At 73.7% G+C, this 15,066-nt stretch carries 11 protein-coding genes, 2 tRNA genes and 1 pseudogene; 11 read left to right on the forward strand and 3 right to left on the reverse strand.

The window, feature by feature from the left end:
- Nucleotides 1–215 precede the first annotated feature (215 nt).
- Nucleotides 216–302: transfer RNA gene (locus JAO84_RS18500), tRNA-Ser, on the forward strand.
- An 84-nt stretch (nucleotides 303–386) separates the two neighbouring features.
- Here JAO84_RS18500 and JAO84_RS18505 read toward each other — a convergent pair.
- Nucleotides 387–1,259, reverse strand: coding sequence for a bifunctional DNA primase/polymerase (locus tag JAO84_RS18505; protein WP_370413872.1), 873 nt, complete (start codon nucleotides 1,257–1,259; stop codon nucleotides 387–389).
- Between the two features lie 373 nt (nucleotides 1,260–1,632).
- Between JAO84_RS18505 and JAO84_RS18510 the strand changes: the two genes are divergently transcribed.
- The 9 genes from JAO84_RS18510 (at nucleotide 1,633) to JAO84_RS18550 (ending at nucleotide 10,258) form a co-directional block, all read left to right on the forward strand.
- A complete protein-coding gene (locus JAO84_RS18510) occupies nucleotides 1,633–1,938 on the forward strand; it encodes a hypothetical protein (protein WP_265861292.1) in 306 nt (101 codons plus the stop codon).
- A 174-nt stretch (nucleotides 1,939–2,112) separates the two neighbouring features.
- Nucleotides 2,113–3,288, forward strand: coding sequence for an acyl-CoA dehydrogenase family protein (locus JAO84_RS18515; protein ID WP_370413873.1), 1,176 nt, complete (start codon nucleotides 2,113–2,115; stop codon nucleotides 3,286–3,288).
- Entirely contained in the window at nucleotides 3,285–4,196 is a 912-nt protein-coding gene (locus JAO84_RS18520; protein ID WP_370413874.1) for a bifunctional MaoC family dehydratase N-terminal/OB-fold nucleic acid binding domain-containing protein, read from the forward strand. The genes JAO84_RS18515 and JAO84_RS18520 overlap by 4 nt, the downstream gene beginning before the upstream one ends.
- 8 nt (nucleotides 4,197–4,204) lie before the next feature.
- Nucleotides 4,205–5,212, forward strand: coding sequence for an acyl-CoA dehydrogenase family protein (locus JAO84_RS18525; RefSeq protein ID WP_370413875.1), 1,008 nt, complete (start codon nucleotides 4,205–4,207; stop codon nucleotides 5,210–5,212).
- A complete protein-coding gene (locus tag JAO84_RS18530) occupies nucleotides 5,209–5,604 on the forward strand; it encodes a MaoC family dehydratase (protein WP_370413876.1) in 396 nt (131 codons plus the stop codon). The genes JAO84_RS18525 and JAO84_RS18530 overlap by 4 nt, the downstream gene beginning before the upstream one ends.
- Entirely contained in the window at nucleotides 5,601–6,767 is a 1,167-nt protein-coding gene (locus JAO84_RS18535) for a lipid-transfer protein (protein ID WP_370413877.1), read from the forward strand. The genes JAO84_RS18530 and JAO84_RS18535 overlap by 4 nt, the downstream gene beginning before the upstream one ends.
- Before the next feature lie 52 nt (nucleotides 6,768–6,819).
- Nucleotides 6,820–7,647 carry a DUF1906 domain-containing protein gene (locus tag JAO84_RS18540; RefSeq protein WP_370413878.1) on the forward strand — a complete coding sequence of 276 codons (828 nt, stop codon included), beginning with the start codon at nucleotides 6,820–6,822 and terminating at the stop codon, nucleotides 7,645–7,647.
- Between the two features lie 178 nt (nucleotides 7,648–7,825).
- Nucleotides 7,826–8,410, forward strand: coding sequence for a SigE family RNA polymerase sigma factor (locus JAO84_RS18545; protein ID WP_265861282.1), 585 nt, complete (start codon nucleotides 7,826–7,828; stop codon nucleotides 8,408–8,410).
- Nucleotides 8,411–8,605: 195 nt separating this feature from the next.
- Nucleotides 8,606–10,258 (forward strand): long-chain fatty acid--CoA ligase, encoded by a 1,653-nt coding sequence (locus JAO84_RS18550; RefSeq protein ID WP_370413879.1) that lies wholly within the window; start codon nucleotides 8,606–8,608, stop codon nucleotides 10,256–10,258.
- A gap of 51 nt (nucleotides 10,259–10,309) precedes the next feature.
- Here the strand turns inward: JAO84_RS18550 and JAO84_RS18555 are convergent.
- A pseudogene (locus tag JAO84_RS18555) lies at nucleotides 10,310–14,105 on the reverse strand (PAS domain-containing protein).
- 165 nt (nucleotides 14,106–14,270) lie between these two features.
- Nucleotides 14,271–14,708, reverse strand: a complete 438-nt coding sequence (locus JAO84_RS18560; RefSeq protein WP_370413880.1) for an SSI family serine proteinase inhibitor — start codon at nucleotides 14,706–14,708, stop codon at nucleotides 14,271–14,273.
- A gap of 204 nt (nucleotides 14,709–14,912) precedes the next feature.
- On the opposite strand from JAO84_RS18560, the gene JAO84_RS18565 reads away from it, so the two are divergent.
- Nucleotides 14,913–15,003 (forward strand) — tRNA-Ser (locus tag JAO84_RS18565).
- Nucleotides 15,004–15,066 lie beyond the last annotated feature (63 nt).

The following is a 15,066-nucleotide window of genomic DNA, read 5'->3' on the forward strand; positions in this document are numbered from 1 at the left end:
CAGGCATACGGTAACCCTGGCCCGTGGGGCGCCGTGACGACCCCCAAGATCCTCTGGACATCTACTTGAGGCGAGTCCGGCGCGTGGCAGACTCGTGAAAGCCGCCTCCGTGGTCAGCTCTGACCGCTCGTGATCGCCCTGTGATCGGGCTTCCGTGGACGGCGCGCACAGCCGGTAGGCTGTAGCCCGCTCCGCGCCTGGTGAGGCGGGGCGAGGGTGGGTTGCCCGAGCGGCCTAAGGGAACGGTCTTGAAAACCGTCGTGGCAGCGATGTCACCGTGGGTTCAAATCCCACACCCACCGCGCGAGATGCAGAACGGCCCCTGACCGGGAAGTCCCGGTCAGGGGCCGTTCTGCGTGGGGGTTCGACCTCGCGGCGGCGAGGGTTCAGGGGCCGGTGGTGGTCCGTGCCGTGATTGATGCCGCCGAGGCGAGCGTCGCGCGGATCTCCGGTTCCGGGAGGCCGGTGGTCAGGGCGGCCTCGGTGAGGGCGGTCAGGATGGGCGAGGGGGACGGGGACTCGTAGGCGCGGCAGGCCGCCCAGAACAGGCGGGTGTTGCGCTGGCCGCGCGGGGAGGCGAGGACGAAGGACGTCAGGGAGGCGGCGGACGCGGTTCCGGTGCGGGCCGGGGGCGAGGAGGCCGGTGGGGCCGCCAGGTTCAGGAGGGCCTCCGGGCACGGGGCCGGCGAGAGGTGCTCGGTGCCGGGGGCCAGGCGGTAGGTGCCGTGTGCGCCGAGCGAGCCAGGGCCCACCAGATAGCCGCCCGCGCCCCGGATGTCCACGCCGGGCGCGAGCCGGCTCGCCGAGTTCGGGACCACCGTCTCCGGTGGGCCCGTCAGCCAGAGGTGCCGGCCGCCGCCGGGCGTCAGGACCGTGACCGTGGGCGGGACGGCGAACTCGTGCCGCCGCGCCAGCGCGTCGAGCGCCGCCACCCCGTCCGGGCCGCCCTCCCGCACGTCCAGGTCCACCCCGATCAGCCGGTGCGGCGGGCGCCCGCACGCGATCCCGTACCCGGTCGCCCAGGGAGCCGCCGCGAACAGCGCCCGTACCGCCGCCGGATCCGTCGTCGCGTCGTACACGCCGTGGCCCGGCCGCCCGCACTCCCCCCGGCATGTCACCGACCGGTGTTCGCCCCGGTGCGGCGAGCGGAGCGCCGGGAGCTTGGTGCGGGACAGGGGGATGACGGGGAGCCCGCGCTCCGCCGCCGTCAGGGCGTGCGCGAGAGCCAGGGCGGCGGTCTGCCGGGCAGAAGCGGCCATGGATTCATTTTCGTACATGGGTTCGATAAAGGGAAGGGTGGGCCGGTGATTCGGCCCCGACTTGAAGGGTTGAAAAGCTGAGGGGCGGATTGACTGAAAAGTGCCGAAACGCTTCGCCTCTTGTCCCGCACGGCCTCCCCGGCCCCACCCGGCTCCGTACCGGCTGAGCTGCGGCTTTCTTCTCGCTGAGGGGGTTTATCGACTTGTCCTCACGCTTGCGAGGGAATCGACCACTCCGGGGTGGTTCGCCGGGGATTCGGTGGGCAACTCTGGTCTCGCGACGTCGAGCACAACGACCGGGGCGGTCGGCCAACTGCCCAGGTCAGCACAGCAGTTGACGCACTTCAAAGCTTCAGTTCCTGGAGGAACAGACATGGCAAGCATCCGTACCGCCCGCGTTCTCGCCGCTGCCGCCGCCCTGCCCCTCGCCGCCGCGCTGTTCACGGGGGTGGCCCAGGCCGACAACGGTGGATTCGCGAACGACGGATCGAATGCGAGCGTCGCCACGATCATCGGCAGCGGTGTCGGTGGCAACAACCACGGCAACTCCACCACCACCCAGCAGGTGGCGACCGGTTCCGGCGCCTCCAACCAGAACAACACCGCCAGCGTGAACGGCTCCGCCTTCACCCACATCGACCAGTCCAACGCGGTGGTCAACTTCTTCCCGTGGTGGTGACCGGCCCGACGGGGGAGCGGTAGCGGGGTGAACGACGGCCCGCACGGCGGTACTTCGGTACCGGCCGTGCGGGCCGTTCCCGTTTCTCGCTCCTGTGACCCGTGTGCTTGACAGTGGACCTTCGACTGAAGGAATCTGACGGACAGTCAGAAATCTGGAAGAGAGGTCGTCGTCGTGCACCTCGCCCCGACCGAACGGCAGCTCCGGCTGCGCGCCGAGCTCCGCGCGTACTTCCGCGACGTGATGCCCGACGGACCCCCGCCCGCCACCGCCACCGCCGACCAGCGCGCCCTGCTGCGCCGCATCGGCGCCGACGGATGGCTCGGACTCGGCTGGCCCGAGGAGTACGGCGGGCAGGGCCGCGGGCCCGACGAGCAGTTCGTGTTCTTCGACGAGGCCTACCGGGCCGGTGCCCCCGTCTCCATGGTCACGCTCAACACCGTCGGCCCCACCCTCATGAAGTACGGGACCGAGGACCAGAAGGCCACCCTCCTCCCCCGCATCCTGCGCGGCGAGGCGGTCTTCGCCATCGGCTACAGCGAGCCCGAGGCCGGCACCGACCTCGCCTCGCTCCGTACCAAGGCCGTCCGGGACGGCGACTCCTGGGTGATCGACGGGCAGAAAATCTTCACCTCCAACGCCCAGAACGCCGACTGGATCTGGCTCGCCTGCCGCACCGCGCCCGACCCCGAGACCCCGCGCCACCACGGCATCTCGATCATCCTCGTCCCCACCGACGCGCCCGGCTTCTCCTGGACCCCCATCGAGACCGTCGGCGGGCTGACCACCACGGCCACCTACTACGACTCCGTGCGCGTCCCGGCCGGAAACCTCGTCGGTCCCGAGAACGGCGGCTGGGGGCTGATCACCAACCAGCTCAACCACGAGCGGGTCGCCCTCGCCGCCATCGGCATGCAGGCCGAGGACTTCTACGAGGTCGCGCTCGCCGCCGCCCGCACGCCCGACCCGGACACCGGCCGCCGCCGGATCGACGAGCCCTGGGTACGGCTCCGGGCCGCCGAGGCGCACGCCCGGCTCGCCGCCACCCGGCTGCTCAACTGGCGCCTCGTCGGCGATGTCGGCGCCGGGCGGCTCGCGCCCGGCGACGCGAGCGGCGTGAAGTTCGCCGGCACCGAATCGGCCGTCGAGGTCTACCGGATGTGCCAGGAGATCGCCGGCCCGGCCGCCCTGGTCCGCACCGGCTCGCCGGGCGCCCTCGACGGCGGCGAACTGGAGCGGATGAACCGGGCCGCCCAGATCAACACCTTCGGGGGAGGAGTGAGCGAGGTGCAGCGCGAGATCGTCGCCATGATGCGGCTCGGGATGAAGGGGAGGGGGCGGCGCCGATGAGCACCGACGACGTCGACGCGCTGTACGAGGCGCTCAAGGGCTTCGAGGGGCGCTCCACCTCCGCCGCCTCCCTCGGCAAGGACCCCGTCAACGAGCCCATGATCCGGCACTGGTGCGAGGCCATGGGCGACGCCCATCCCGCCTATCGCGGGCCCGACGCCGTCGCGCCGCCCACCATGCTGCAGGCGTGGACCATGGGCGGGCTCTCCGGACATCCGGACCGAGCGGGCGCGTACGAGGAGCTGTCCACCCTCCTCGACGCCGCCGGCTGCACCTCGATCGTCGCCACCGACTGCGAGCAGGAGTACCTCCGCCCGCTCCGCCCCGGCGACACGATCACCTTCGACGCCGTCATCGAGTCCGTCTCGCCGCGCAAGACCACCAAGCTCGGCACCGGGCACTTCATCACCACCCGCATGGACATCCGCGCCGACGGCGAACTCGCCGGCACCCACCGCTTCCGCGTCCTCAAGTACGCCCCCGCCCAGCAGAAAGGAGAAACGAAACCCCAGCGGCCCCGCCCCGTCGTCAACCGCGACAACGCCGGCTTCTGGGACGGCGTCGCCGGGCACCGCCTCCTCGTCCAGCGCTGCGCCGACTGCGCGACCCTCCGCTTCCCGTGGCTGCCCGGCTGCAACGCGTGCGGCTCGTGCGCCTGGGACACCGTCGAGGCGAGCGGCGCGGGGACGGTCTACTCGTACGTCGTCATGCACCACCCGCCCTTCCCGGCCTTCGATCCCCCTTACGCCGTCGCGCTCGTCGAACTCGCCGAGGGCGTACGGATGATCGGCAACGTCGTCGGCGTCCCGTACGACAAGGTGCGCATCGGCATGCCGGTCCGGCTGGAGTTCACGCGGGTGGACGAGGACCTCGAACTGCCCATGTGGCGGGCAGAGAGCGGGAGTTGAGGGCGGACATGGACTTCGATCCCACCGAGGAGCAGGCCGCCGCCCGCGACCTGGCCGCCCGCGTCTTCGGCGACCTCGCCACCCCCGAACGGCTCGCCGCCGCCGGCACCGGCTCGGACGCCGAGCTGTGGAAGGCGCTGTGCGCGGCCGGGCTCGTCGAGGCCGTCGAGGAGACCGGACTGCTCGGCCTGGTGCTGCTCGCCGAGGAGCAGGGGCGCACGACGGCGCAGGTGCCGTTCACGGCGAGCGCGGTGTACGGGCTGCTCGCCGTGGCCCGGCACGGCACGGACGAGCAGCGCGCCCGGCTGCTGCCCGGGCTGAGGGCCGGTACGACCGTCGTGACCGCGGCCTTTCCGCAGAAGGAGTGGGTCCCCTGGCTGCGGGACGCCACGCACGTCCTCGTACCGGACGAGACGCGAACCCTGCACCTCGTTCCCGTCCCGGACACCGGCGACGCCGTCGAGCCCGTCGAACTCACCGCGCCCTGGGCCGCCGGACGGGCCGTCCGGGCCGCCGCCCTCGATCCCGGCTCCGGGGAGCGGATCGGCGGCCCCGGCCCGTACGCGTACGAGGACGTGCTCGCCGCCGCCCGGATCGCCTTCGCCGGCCTCCAGGCGGGGGTCTGCGCCGGGTCGCTGGCGCGCGCCGTCGCGTACACCTCCGTGCGCGAGCAGTTCGGGCGCCCGCTCTCCTCGAACCAGGGCGTCCAACTCCGGGCCGCCGACGCGTACATGGACACGGAGTCGATCAGGGTGACGGCGTACGAGGCGGCCTGGCGTTACGACGAAGGGTTGCCGGTCGCCGAGCACGCGCTGACCGCCGCCTGGTGGGCCGCCGAGGCGGGCAAGCGGGTCGTGCACGCCGGGCAGCATCTGCACGGCGGCATGGGCGCGGACCTCGACCACCCGGTCCACCGGCACTTCCTCTGGGGACGGCAGCTCGACGCGTATCTGGGCTGCGGCACCGAACTCCTCGCCGAACTCGGCGACGTGCTCGCGAAGGGAGACACGGCATGAACGCGGGAGACGAGCTGGAGCCGCTCACCATCCCCATCACCCGCACCCTGATCGTCGCCGGCGCCATCGCCTCCCGCGACTACCAGGACGTGCACCACGACGCCGAACTGGCCAGGGCGAAGGGCTCCCCGGACATCTTCATGAACATCCTCACCACCAACGGCCTGGTCGGCCGCTACATCACCGACCGCCTCGGCCCGACCGCCGTCCTCCGCAAGGTCGCGATCCGGCTCGGCGCGCCCAACTACCCCGGGGACACGATGACGTTGACCGGGACCGTCACGGAGGTCGACGGCGCCACGGTCCAGGTGAAAGTCGTCGGCGCCAACGGGATCGGGCACCACGTCACCGGCACCGTGACGGTCACCGTGACGGCGGAGGCCGCCCGATGAGCCTCCACTCCCCCGACGCGCTCGGCGGCCGCGCCGCCGTCGCCGGCATCGGCGCCACCGAGTTCTCCAAGGACTCCGGCCGCAGCGAGCTCACCCTCGCGGTGGAGGCCGTGCACGCCGCCCTCGACGACGCCGGGCTCGTCCCCGCCGACGTGGACGGCCTGGTCACCTTCACCATGGACACCAGCCCCGAGATCACCGTCGCCCAGGCGGCCGGCATCGGCGAGCTGTCCTTCTTCTCCCGCGTCCATTACGGCGGGGGCGCGGCCTGCGCCACCGTGCAGCAGGCCGCGCTCGCCGTGGCCACCGGGATCGCCGAAGTCGTCGTCTGCTACCGGGCGTTCAACGAGCGCTCGGGCCGCCGCTTCGGCTCCGGCGTGCAGCGGCGCGAGCCGTCCGCCGAGGGCGCGGCGCTCGGCTGGCAGCTGCCGTTCGGGCTGCTCACCCCGGCCTCCTGGGTGGCGATGATCGCCCAGCGCTATCTGTACGCGTACGGGCTGACGCCGGAGGCGTTCGGGCACGTCGCCGTGACCGACCGGCGCCATGCCGCCACGAACCCGGCCGCGTACTTCCACGGCAAGCCGATCACCCTCGCCGAGCACGCCGCCTCGCGCTGGATCGCCGAGCCGCTGCGGCTGCTCGACTGTTGCCAGGAGACCGACGGCGGGCAGGCGATCGTCGTCACCTCCACCGAACGCGCCCGCGACCTGCGCCGCCCGCCGGCCGTGATCGTGGCCGCGGCCCAGGGCGCCGGGCGCAACCAGGAGGCGATGACCAGCTTCTACCGGGACGGGCTCACCGGCCTTCCCGAGATGGGCGTGGTGGCGCGCCAGCTCTGGCGGACCTCCGGGCTCGCGCCCGGCGACATCGACGTCGGCATCCTCTACGACCACTTCACGCCCTTCGTGCTGATGCAGCTGGAGGAGTTCGGCTTCTGCGGGCCGGGCGAGGCGGCCGACTTCGTGGCGGCGGACGCGCTGCCCCTGAACACCCACGGCGGCCAGTTGGGCGAGGCGTATCTGCACGGCATGAACGGCATCGCGGAGGCCGTCCGGCAGGTGCGCGGGACCTCGGTGAACCAGGTGCCGGGGGCGGCCAGGACGCTGGTGACGGCCGGCACCGGGGTTCCCACGTCCGGGTTGATCCTGGGCACGGACGGCTGACGGCAGGGCTTCAGCGGTGGCCGGTCGGGCCGGGGCGATCTTCACTCGCGCCATGAGGATCCGTACCGTCCGCATCACCGCCGTGGCCCTCGTGGCGGCCGCCGCCCTGCTCGCCGCACCCGCTCACGGGGCCCCGGCGCGGCAGGAGGCCGCCGCCGCGCCGCGCTACTTCACCGGCCGGGCCTTCGACACCTGTGAGGCGCCGTCCCTCGCCGTGATGCGGGCCTGGCGCTCCTCCCCGTACCGCGCCGTCGGCGTCTACTTCGGGGGCCGCGGCCGGGGCTGCCGCGCGCAGCGGGAGCTGAACCGGGGGTGGGTGGCCGCCGTGCACGCGCAGGGCTGGCGGATGCTGCCGCTGTTCGTCGGCTCGCAGCCGCCGTGCGTGCTCGCCGAGGCCAAGCGGCGGTACGCGATCGGGCGCAGCCCCTGGCTCCAGGGCACCCGGGAGGGCGCGGAGGCGGTGCGGGCCGCCCGGGCCGTCGGCTTCGCGGCCGGCAGCCCGCTCTACCTGGACATCGAGGCGTACCGCCCGGGCGACGCCCGGTGCACCGCGACGACCGTGCGGTTCGTCCGGGCGTGGAACCGCGAGGTGCGGCGGTTCGGCTACCTGCCCGGCTTCTACAGCAGCGCCGAGACCGGCATCCGGCAGATGGAACGCGAGCGGGCCGCCGGTACGAAGGACCTCCCGGCGGCCGTCTGGTTCGCCCGCTGGCGCGTCCCGCCCGCCCTCGACACGGAACGCACCCTCCACCCCCGGGCCTGGCGCCCGCACGGCCGCATCCACCAGTACGCCGGCAACGTCACCGAGACCCACGGCGGGCGGCGCATGCGGGTCGACCGCAGCCTCGTCGACGCGCCGGTCGCGCGGGTGGCGGGCTGAGGGCCCTCGCTCTCCGGGCCCTTGGCCCCGGTCAGCGACCCCGAGAGACCCTGACGCCGCCTCCCCGGGGCTCCACCCACAGGAGGTCCAGCCATCCCCACCCCTACAACCTGAGGGGGAGTGCGGTTCGGGACCTGGGGCCGATCCCCGGGCGGGGGCCCGCTCATAGCGTGGAAGCATGACTCCGCCGCCTTCCGGCCCCGTCTGCGCCGGCGCCTCCACGGCCGCCGGCCGCCGGGCCGCCACCGGACCCGCGCCGTTCGCCGCGTACCCGTCGTTCACCTCGTACGTCCGGGCCCGCGGGCCCGTCCTGCTGCGCACCGCGCGCTCGCTGACTGCGAACCATTCGGACGCCGAGGACCTGCTGCAGACCGCGCTCGCCAAGACCTTCATGGCCTGGGAGCGGATCGAGGACCACCGTGCCCTGGACGGCTACGTCCGCCGCGCGCTGCTGAACACCCGTACCTCGCAATGGCGCAAGCGCAAGGTCGACGAGTACGCGTGCGGCGACGACCTGCCGGAGCCGGCCGGGCTGCCGGAGGGCGACCCGGCGGAGCGGCAGGTGCTGCACGACGCGATGTGGCGGGCGGTGATGAAGCTCCCGGACCGTCAGCGGGCGATGGTCGTCCTCAGGTACTACGAGGACCTGAGCGAGGCGCAGACCGCCGAGGTGCTCGGGGTCTCGGTCGGGACGGTCAAGAGCGCCGTCTCGCGGGCGCTCGGCAAACTCCGGGAGGACCCGGAACTCTCCCCCGTTCGGTGACCCGGAACTTGCCCCGTGCGGTGACCCGGATCACCCCGTCAGGGCCGGTTCGACAGGCCTGTCAGCGCGTTACCCTTAGTTACGCCAGTAATCACTGGCAATTTCAGTACTCTCGGGTAGTGACATACCGCGCGGTACGGGCGCAGAATCTGGGGCACCACTTTTCTGCCACGTAGCGCCCACCGGGAGGACGCCGTGCTGAGCACCATGCAGGACGTACCGCTGACCGTGACCCGCATCCTGGAACACGGGACGAGGATCCACGGGAAGTCCGTCATCACCACCTGGACCGGGGAGGCGGAGCCGCAGCGCCGCACCTTCGCCGAGACGGGCGCCCGCGTCGGACAGCTGGCGAACGCCCTGCGCGACGAACTCGGCGTGACCGCCGACGAGCGGGTCGCCACCCTCATGTGGAACAACGCCGAGCACGTCGAGGCGTACTTCGCGATCCCCGCCATGGGCGCGATCGTCCACACCCTCAACCTGCGCCTGCCCGCCGAGCAGTTGACCTTCATCGTCAACCACGCCGCCGACCGCGTCGTCATCGTCAACGGCTCCCTGCTCCCGCTCCTCGCGCCGCTGCTGCCGCACCTGCCGACCATCGAGCACGTGGTCGTCGCCGGCCCCGGCGACCGTTCCGTCCTCGACGGCGTCGCGCCGCGCGTGCACGACTACGAGGAGCTCATCGCCGGCCGCCCGACCACGTACGACTGGCCCGAGCTCGACGAGCGCAGCGCCGCCGCCATGTGCTACACCTCCGGCACCACCGGCGACCCCAAGGGCGTCGTCTACTCCCACCGCTCCATCTACCTGCACTCCATGCAGGTCAACATGACGGAGTCGATGGGTCTCACCGACAAGGACACGACCCTGGTCGTGGTCCCGCAGTTCCACGTGCTCGCCTGGGGCCTGCCGCACGCCACCTTCATGACCGGCATCAACATGCTGATGCCGGACCGTTTCCTCCAGCCGGCCCCGCTCGCCGAGATGATCGAGCGCGAGAAGCCGACCCACGCGGCCGCCGTCCCCACCATCTGGCAGGGCCTGCTCGCCGAGGTCACCGCCAACCCCCGTGACATCAGCTCGATGTCCCAGGTCACCATCGGCGGCGCCGCCTGCCCGCCCTCCCTCATGGAGGCGTACGACAAGTTGGGCGTCCGCCTCTGTCACGCCTGGGGCATGACCGAGACCTCCCCGCTCGGCACCATGGCCCACCCGCCGGCCGGGCTCACCCCGGAGGAGGAGTGGCCCTACCGCGTCACCCAGGGCCGCTTCCCGGCCGGCGTCGAGGCCCGCCTGGTCGGCCCCGGCGGCGAGATCCTGCCCTGGGACGGCGAGTCGGCGGGCGAGCTGGAGGTCCGCGGCAACTGGATCGCCGGCGCCTACTACGGCGGCGCGGACGGCGAACCCTTCCGCCCCGACGACAAGTTCAGCGCGGACGGCTGGCTCAAGACCGGCGACGTCGGCGTCATCAGCACCGACGGCTACCTCACCCTCACCGACCGGGCCAAGGACGTCATCAAGTCCGGCGGCGAGTGGATCTCCTCCGTCGACCTCGAGAACGCCCTCATGGGCCACCCGGCCGTCGCCGAGGCCGCCGTCGTCGCCGTCCCCGACGAGAAGTGGGGCGAGCGCCCGCTCGCGACCGTCGTCCTCAAGGAGGGCGCCAGCGCCGACTACGAGGAGCTGAAGGCCTTCCTCGCCACCGAGGGCGGCATCGCCAAGTGGCAGCTCCCGGAGCGCTGGGCGATCGTGCCGGCCGTCCCGAAGACGAGCGTCGGCAAGTTCGACAAGAAGGTGATCCGGAAGCAGTACGCGGACGGCGACCTGGACGTCACGCAGCTGTAGTCCATACGGACATCGCGACATCGATCGGCATCAACCAGCCCGGTTCACGGGCTAGTTGGTGCCGATCTTCGCGAGCAGGTCCACGATCCTGGCCTGCACCTCGTCGCTCGTCGAACGCTCGGCGAGGAACAGCACCGTCTCGCCCGAAGACAGCGACGGCAGCTCCGCCTCGTCGAGGTCGGTCGAGGTGTAGACGACCAGCGGGGTGCGGTTCAACTGCCCGTTCGCCCGCAGCCAGTCGATGATCCCGGCCCGCCGGCGGCGCACCTGCATCAGGTCCATCACCACCAGGTTCGGGCGGATCTGCTGGGCCAGCGCGACCGCCTCGGTGTCGGTCGCCGCCCGCGCCACCTGCATCCCGCGCCGCTCAAGGGTCGCCGCGAGCGCCTGCGCGATGTCCTCGTGCTCCTCGATGACCAGGACGCGCGACGGATGCTGCTCGCTGTCCCGGGGCGCCAGGGCCTTGAGCAGGACCGCCGGATCGGCGCCGTACGCCGCCTCCCGGGTCGCCTGCCCGAGCCCGGCCGCGAGCAGCACGGGCACCTCGGCCGCCACGGCGGCCTGCCGCAGCGACTGCAGCGCGGTCCGGGTGATCGGCCCGGTCAGCGGGTCGACGAAGAGCGCGGCCGGGAAGGCGGCGATCTGCGCGTCGACCTCCTCGCGGGAGTGCACGATCACCGGCCGGTAGCCGCGGTCGCTCAGCGCCTGCTGCGTGGACACGTCCGGCGCGGGCCAGACGAGCAGCCGGCGCGGGTTGTCCAGCGGCTCCGGGGGCAGTTCGTCGTCGACCGGCTGCGGCAGCGGCTGGTTCGACACCTCCACCGCGCCCCCCGGCCCGTCCAACGGCTCCGGCCCCTCCGCCGAGCCCTCGGCGGGCGCCTCTATGGCGTACGCGCGCCCCTCGGACGCCTGCGCGGGAGCAGGCACCGGTACGGGCACGGGCACGGGCACGGGGGAGGGCATGGGTACGGGAGAGGGCACGGGCGGCTCCACCGGCGGGTGGGCCGTCGCCGCCTCGGGCGCGGGCTGCCGGCCCTCCGCCGCCGGGTTTCCGAGCTTGCGCCGCCGGCCCGAGGGCGTGGCGGGCGTGGCACCGGCCGGTACGGGCGGGGTGGCCGGCGCGGGCAGCGGCGCGGCGGGCGTCGGCACGGCGGAGGTCGGTTTGGCGGGTGTCGGCACGGCGGACGCCGGCTTCGCGGTGGCCGACTGGACGAAGGGCACGCCCTGACCGAGCGTCCGCACGCTGAACGCCCGCCCCTGCGTCCCGCCGTCACGCGTCGTCGGCCCTGCGGGTGCCGCGGGTGCCGTGGGTGCCGTGGGCACCTCGGGCGGCAGCGGTACGGAGCCGGTGCCGGTCGCGGAGGGCGCGGGAGGCGCGATGGGCAGCGGGTGCGGCTGCGGCGGGGTGTGGTCGTCCTCCGGGAGCGTCCGTACGGCCTCGTGCGTGCTGTCCTGCGCCTGCGCATCGCCCGCGTGCGGTTCGGCGCGGTCGGCGTCGGCGGGCGGCAGCGCGAACGGCGTGCGCGGTCCCGCCTCGGCCGCCGCCGCGCGCTCCTGCGCCGCCGCGAGCGCCCGGCGGCGCCGGCCGGTCGGCTGTGGGGCGGCCTGCTCGCCCCTGGGCGCCTCCTGCGGCGCGGACGCGACGGCGGGCAGCGCGAGCGCGGGCCGGGGCCGGAGCCTGGGCGGCGGGGGCGTCCACCGGGACGCCCTGGGGCGGCACGGCGGCGCCGAGCGCCGGACGTCCCTGCGCGCTCTCGGCGGCGGTCATGACGGCGCCTTCGGCGGGCCGGCCGCGCCGCCGGCCGGTGCCGGAGGCGGCAGCCACCGCTGCCGGGGCGGGGGTGCTCTGCGCGGGGATCAGCTCGGCCGGGGTGCCGGTGGCGGGGGTGTCCCCGGCGCGGCCGCGCCGACGCCCGGTCGGCTGCGGCACCGGCGCGCCCTCGGGCGCCACCGGGCTCTCCAGGAACGCGTCCGTGGACGCCCGGCGCGCCCGCCGCCGACCGCCGCCACCCTGGGTGTCGGTGGGGGTGCCGGTGGGGGTGTCGGTGGGCGCCAGCTGTGCGGGAAGCGCCGGAAGTTCACCGGCGACGGGCTGTTCGGCGACGTGCGGGGCCGTTACGGATACGGGCTGCTCGGCCACCGGCTCGAGCACCGCCTCGGCCTCGGTCTCCTCCGGGCGAGGCTCCTCGGCGCGCTCGGACAGGACCGGCGCCTCGGGCACGGTGCCGCGCCCGGCGCCGAGCGGCAGCTCGACGACGTACGCGCCGCCCGTCGTCCCCGGCACCTCGTGGGTCTGCAGCACACCGCCGTGCGCGGCGACGATCCCGCGCACGATCGGCTGGTGGACCGGGTCGCCGCCCGCGTACGGGCCGCGGACCTCGATCCGTACGACGTCACCGCGCGGCGCGGCGGCGACCACGATCGTCGAGTCGGCGTAGCCGCCGCCCTGCGGCGGCGCGGCCTTGCTCTTGCCGGTGGCGTCGACCCCGGCGACGTCGGCGACCAGGTGCGCGAGCGCGGTGGTGAGGCGGGTGGCGTCGACCTCGGCCTCGATCGGCGGCGCGTGGACGGCGAACTGCGCCCGCCCGGGGCCGATCAGCTCGACGGCCCCGTCGATGCCGCCGGTGACGATCCCGGAGAGCAGCACGACGTCCTTGTCGAGGTGCTCGGCGCCGGCGTCGAGCCGCTGGTAGCCGAGGACGTTGTCGACGAGGGTGGTCATCCGGCCGTAGCCGGCGGAGAGGTGGTGGAGCAGCTGGTTGGCCTCGGGCCACAGCTGTCCGGCGTCGTCGGCGGCGAGGCTGCCGAGCTCGGCGCGCAGCTCCTCCAGGGGGCCGCGCAGCGACTCGCCGAGGACGGCCGTCAGCTGTTCGTGCCGGGCGGTCAGCGCGGTGACCCGCCGCTTCTGCTCGGCGAGCTCCTCCTCGTACCGCTGCCGCTGCTCGGCGGCCTCCGCCTCGTACCGCTCCTTCTGCTGTTCGAGCTCGGTGGTGAGCCGCTCGGTGAGGTCGGCGAGCTCGGCGGCGTGCGCCTCGACGAGCTGCTCGTGCGGCCGGCGGTCGGAGAAGGTCATGACGGCGCCGACGAGCTGGTCCCCGTCCCGTACCGGCGCGGTGGTCAGGTCGACCGGGACCCGGTCGCCGTTCTTCGCCCACAGCACCTGTCCGCGGACCCGGTGCTTGCGGCCCGACTTGAGGGTGTCGGCGAGCGGGGACTCCTCGTACGGGAAGGGCTGGCCGTCGGCGCGCTTGGGGAGGATGAGCGGGTGCAGCTCGGCGCCGCCGAGCTCGCCGGCCCGGTAGCCGAGGATCTGCGCGAAGGCGGGGTTCACGAGGACGACCCGGCCGTCGGTGTCGGTGCCGACGACGCCCTCGGACGCGGCGCGCAGGATCATCTCGGTCTGGCGCTGGGAGCGGGCGAGTTCGGCCTCGGTGTCGAGGGTGCCGGTGAGGTCGCGGACGACGAGCATGAGGAGCTCGTCGCCGGTGTAGCCGCTGTACGAGTCGTAGGCCTCGCGCCCGTCCTCCAGGCTGGCGCTGGTCACCTCGACGGGGAACTCGCCGCCGTCGGTGCGCCGGGCCATCATCCGGGTCGGCCGGGTGCGGCCCCGGTCGTCGGCCCCCTCGGGGCGGCGCATGGAGCCGGGGATGAGGCGCGAGTCGAAGTCCGGCAGCAGGTCGAGCAGCCCGCGCCCGACGAGGGCGGTGCCGGGCGTCTCGAACATGCCGAGGGCGATGGTGTTGGCGTTGACGACCGTGCCGTTGCAGTTGACCAGCACGAGGCCGTCGGGGAGGGCGTCGAGTATGGCTGCGAGGCGAGCAGCGCCTCGGGACGGCCTGCTGCTCACGAGACGCTTCCTCCCTGAACCCACTGCCACCGCACGTGCCCGTCCATCTTGCCGTTCGGGCCGCGGCCTGTCACGGAGGGAGTCTAAGGGAGGGAGCGCCTCCGCCTCTGGAGACGGGGTGGAGGTTCGGTGACCCGGTCATGCCGCGATCACTCCTTGACGTGCTCACCCCTTGACGTGGGGGAGGACGGGCCGCAGGTTCTCCCAGCGGTCGATCTCGCAGCCGTTGGCGCGGGAGAACCGGGCGTCGACGCTGCGGCCCTGCCACGTCCCGGTGATGTGCGCGGTGGCCGGGCCGCCGTACTGCTGGGTGCAGATCCCGTCGGCGGGCACGGCCGCGAAGGGGTCGGCGCCGGCCTGCGCGAGCTGGTCGAGCCGCTTGCAGGCGTTCGCGGCGGCGGGGTGCGTCCCGCCGGGCGTGCCGTCGCACTCCAGCCGGAAGGTCCCGTCGGCCTCGGCGTGCCCGCTCTTCTCGATGCTCACGGTGAGCGAGTCGGCCCCGGACAGCAGCGGCAGCGGCGGCAGCGGCCCGAGCCCGCCGAGGCCGGTCATGCCGGTGAGGGCGCTGGATGCGACGGTCGCGAGGAGGAGGGGGCGCAGCATGACGGACTCCCGTGAGGCGGTGCGGGCGATGGCGTTTCCCTGACTAACGCTCCGGGCCCCGGCGCGTTGCGCAACGCGGACTGCGCCGGGCGGGGGCTTTGCCCTGGCCCCCCGGGTCCTAGTACGGTGATAAGCGATTGGTGGCACGCACCTCGTCTGTGTCATCATCTCCACGCAGCACCCGCGCCCGCGCGGGAGTGTGAAGGAGGCGTCGCCTAGTCCGGTCTATGGCGCCGCACTGCTAATGCGGTTTGGGCCTTAAAGCCCATCGAGGGTTCAAATCCCTCCGCCTCCGCCCCACCGAAGCCCCGGTCCCCAGGACCGGGGCTTCGCCCGTTCCCGGGCACCCCAGCCCCTC

The sequence above is a fragment of the Streptomyces fradiae genome, assembly GCF_041270065.1.
In the GTDB taxonomy this organism is placed as follows: Bacteria; Actinomycetota; Actinomycetes; order Streptomycetales; family Streptomycetaceae; genus Streptomyces.

Coding starts and splice junctions, on each gene's coding strand:
- JAO84_RS18505 (WP_370413872.1), bottom strand. CDS start 1,259: ATGGCCGCTTCTGCCCGGCAGACCGCCGCCCTGGCTCTCGCGCACGCC.
- JAO84_RS18510 (WP_265861292.1), top strand. CDS start 1,633: ATGGCAAGCATCCGTACCGCCCGCGTTCTCGCCGCTGCCGCCGCCCTG.
- JAO84_RS18520 (WP_370413874.1), top strand. CDS start 3,285: ATGAGCACCGACGACGTCGACGCGCTGTACGAGGCGCTCAAGGGCTTC.
- JAO84_RS18525 (WP_370413875.1), top strand. CDS start 4,205: ATGGACTTCGATCCCACCGAGGAGCAGGCCGCCGCCCGCGACCTGGCC.
- JAO84_RS18530 (WP_370413876.1), top strand. CDS start 5,209: ATGAACGCGGGAGACGAGCTGGAGCCGCTCACCATCCCCATCACCCGC.
- JAO84_RS18535 (WP_370413877.1), top strand. CDS start 5,601: ATGAGCCTCCACTCCCCCGACGCGCTCGGCGGCCGCGCCGCCGTCGCC.
- JAO84_RS18540 (WP_370413878.1), top strand. CDS start 6,820: ATGAGGATCCGTACCGTCCGCATCACCGCCGTGGCCCTCGTGGCGGCC.
- JAO84_RS18545 (WP_265861282.1), top strand. CDS start 7,826: ATGACTCCGCCGCCTTCCGGCCCCGTCTGCGCCGGCGCCTCCACGGCC.
- JAO84_RS18560 (WP_370413880.1), bottom strand. CDS start 14,708: ATGCTGCGCCCCCTCCTCCTCGCGACCGTCGCATCCAGCGCCCTCACC.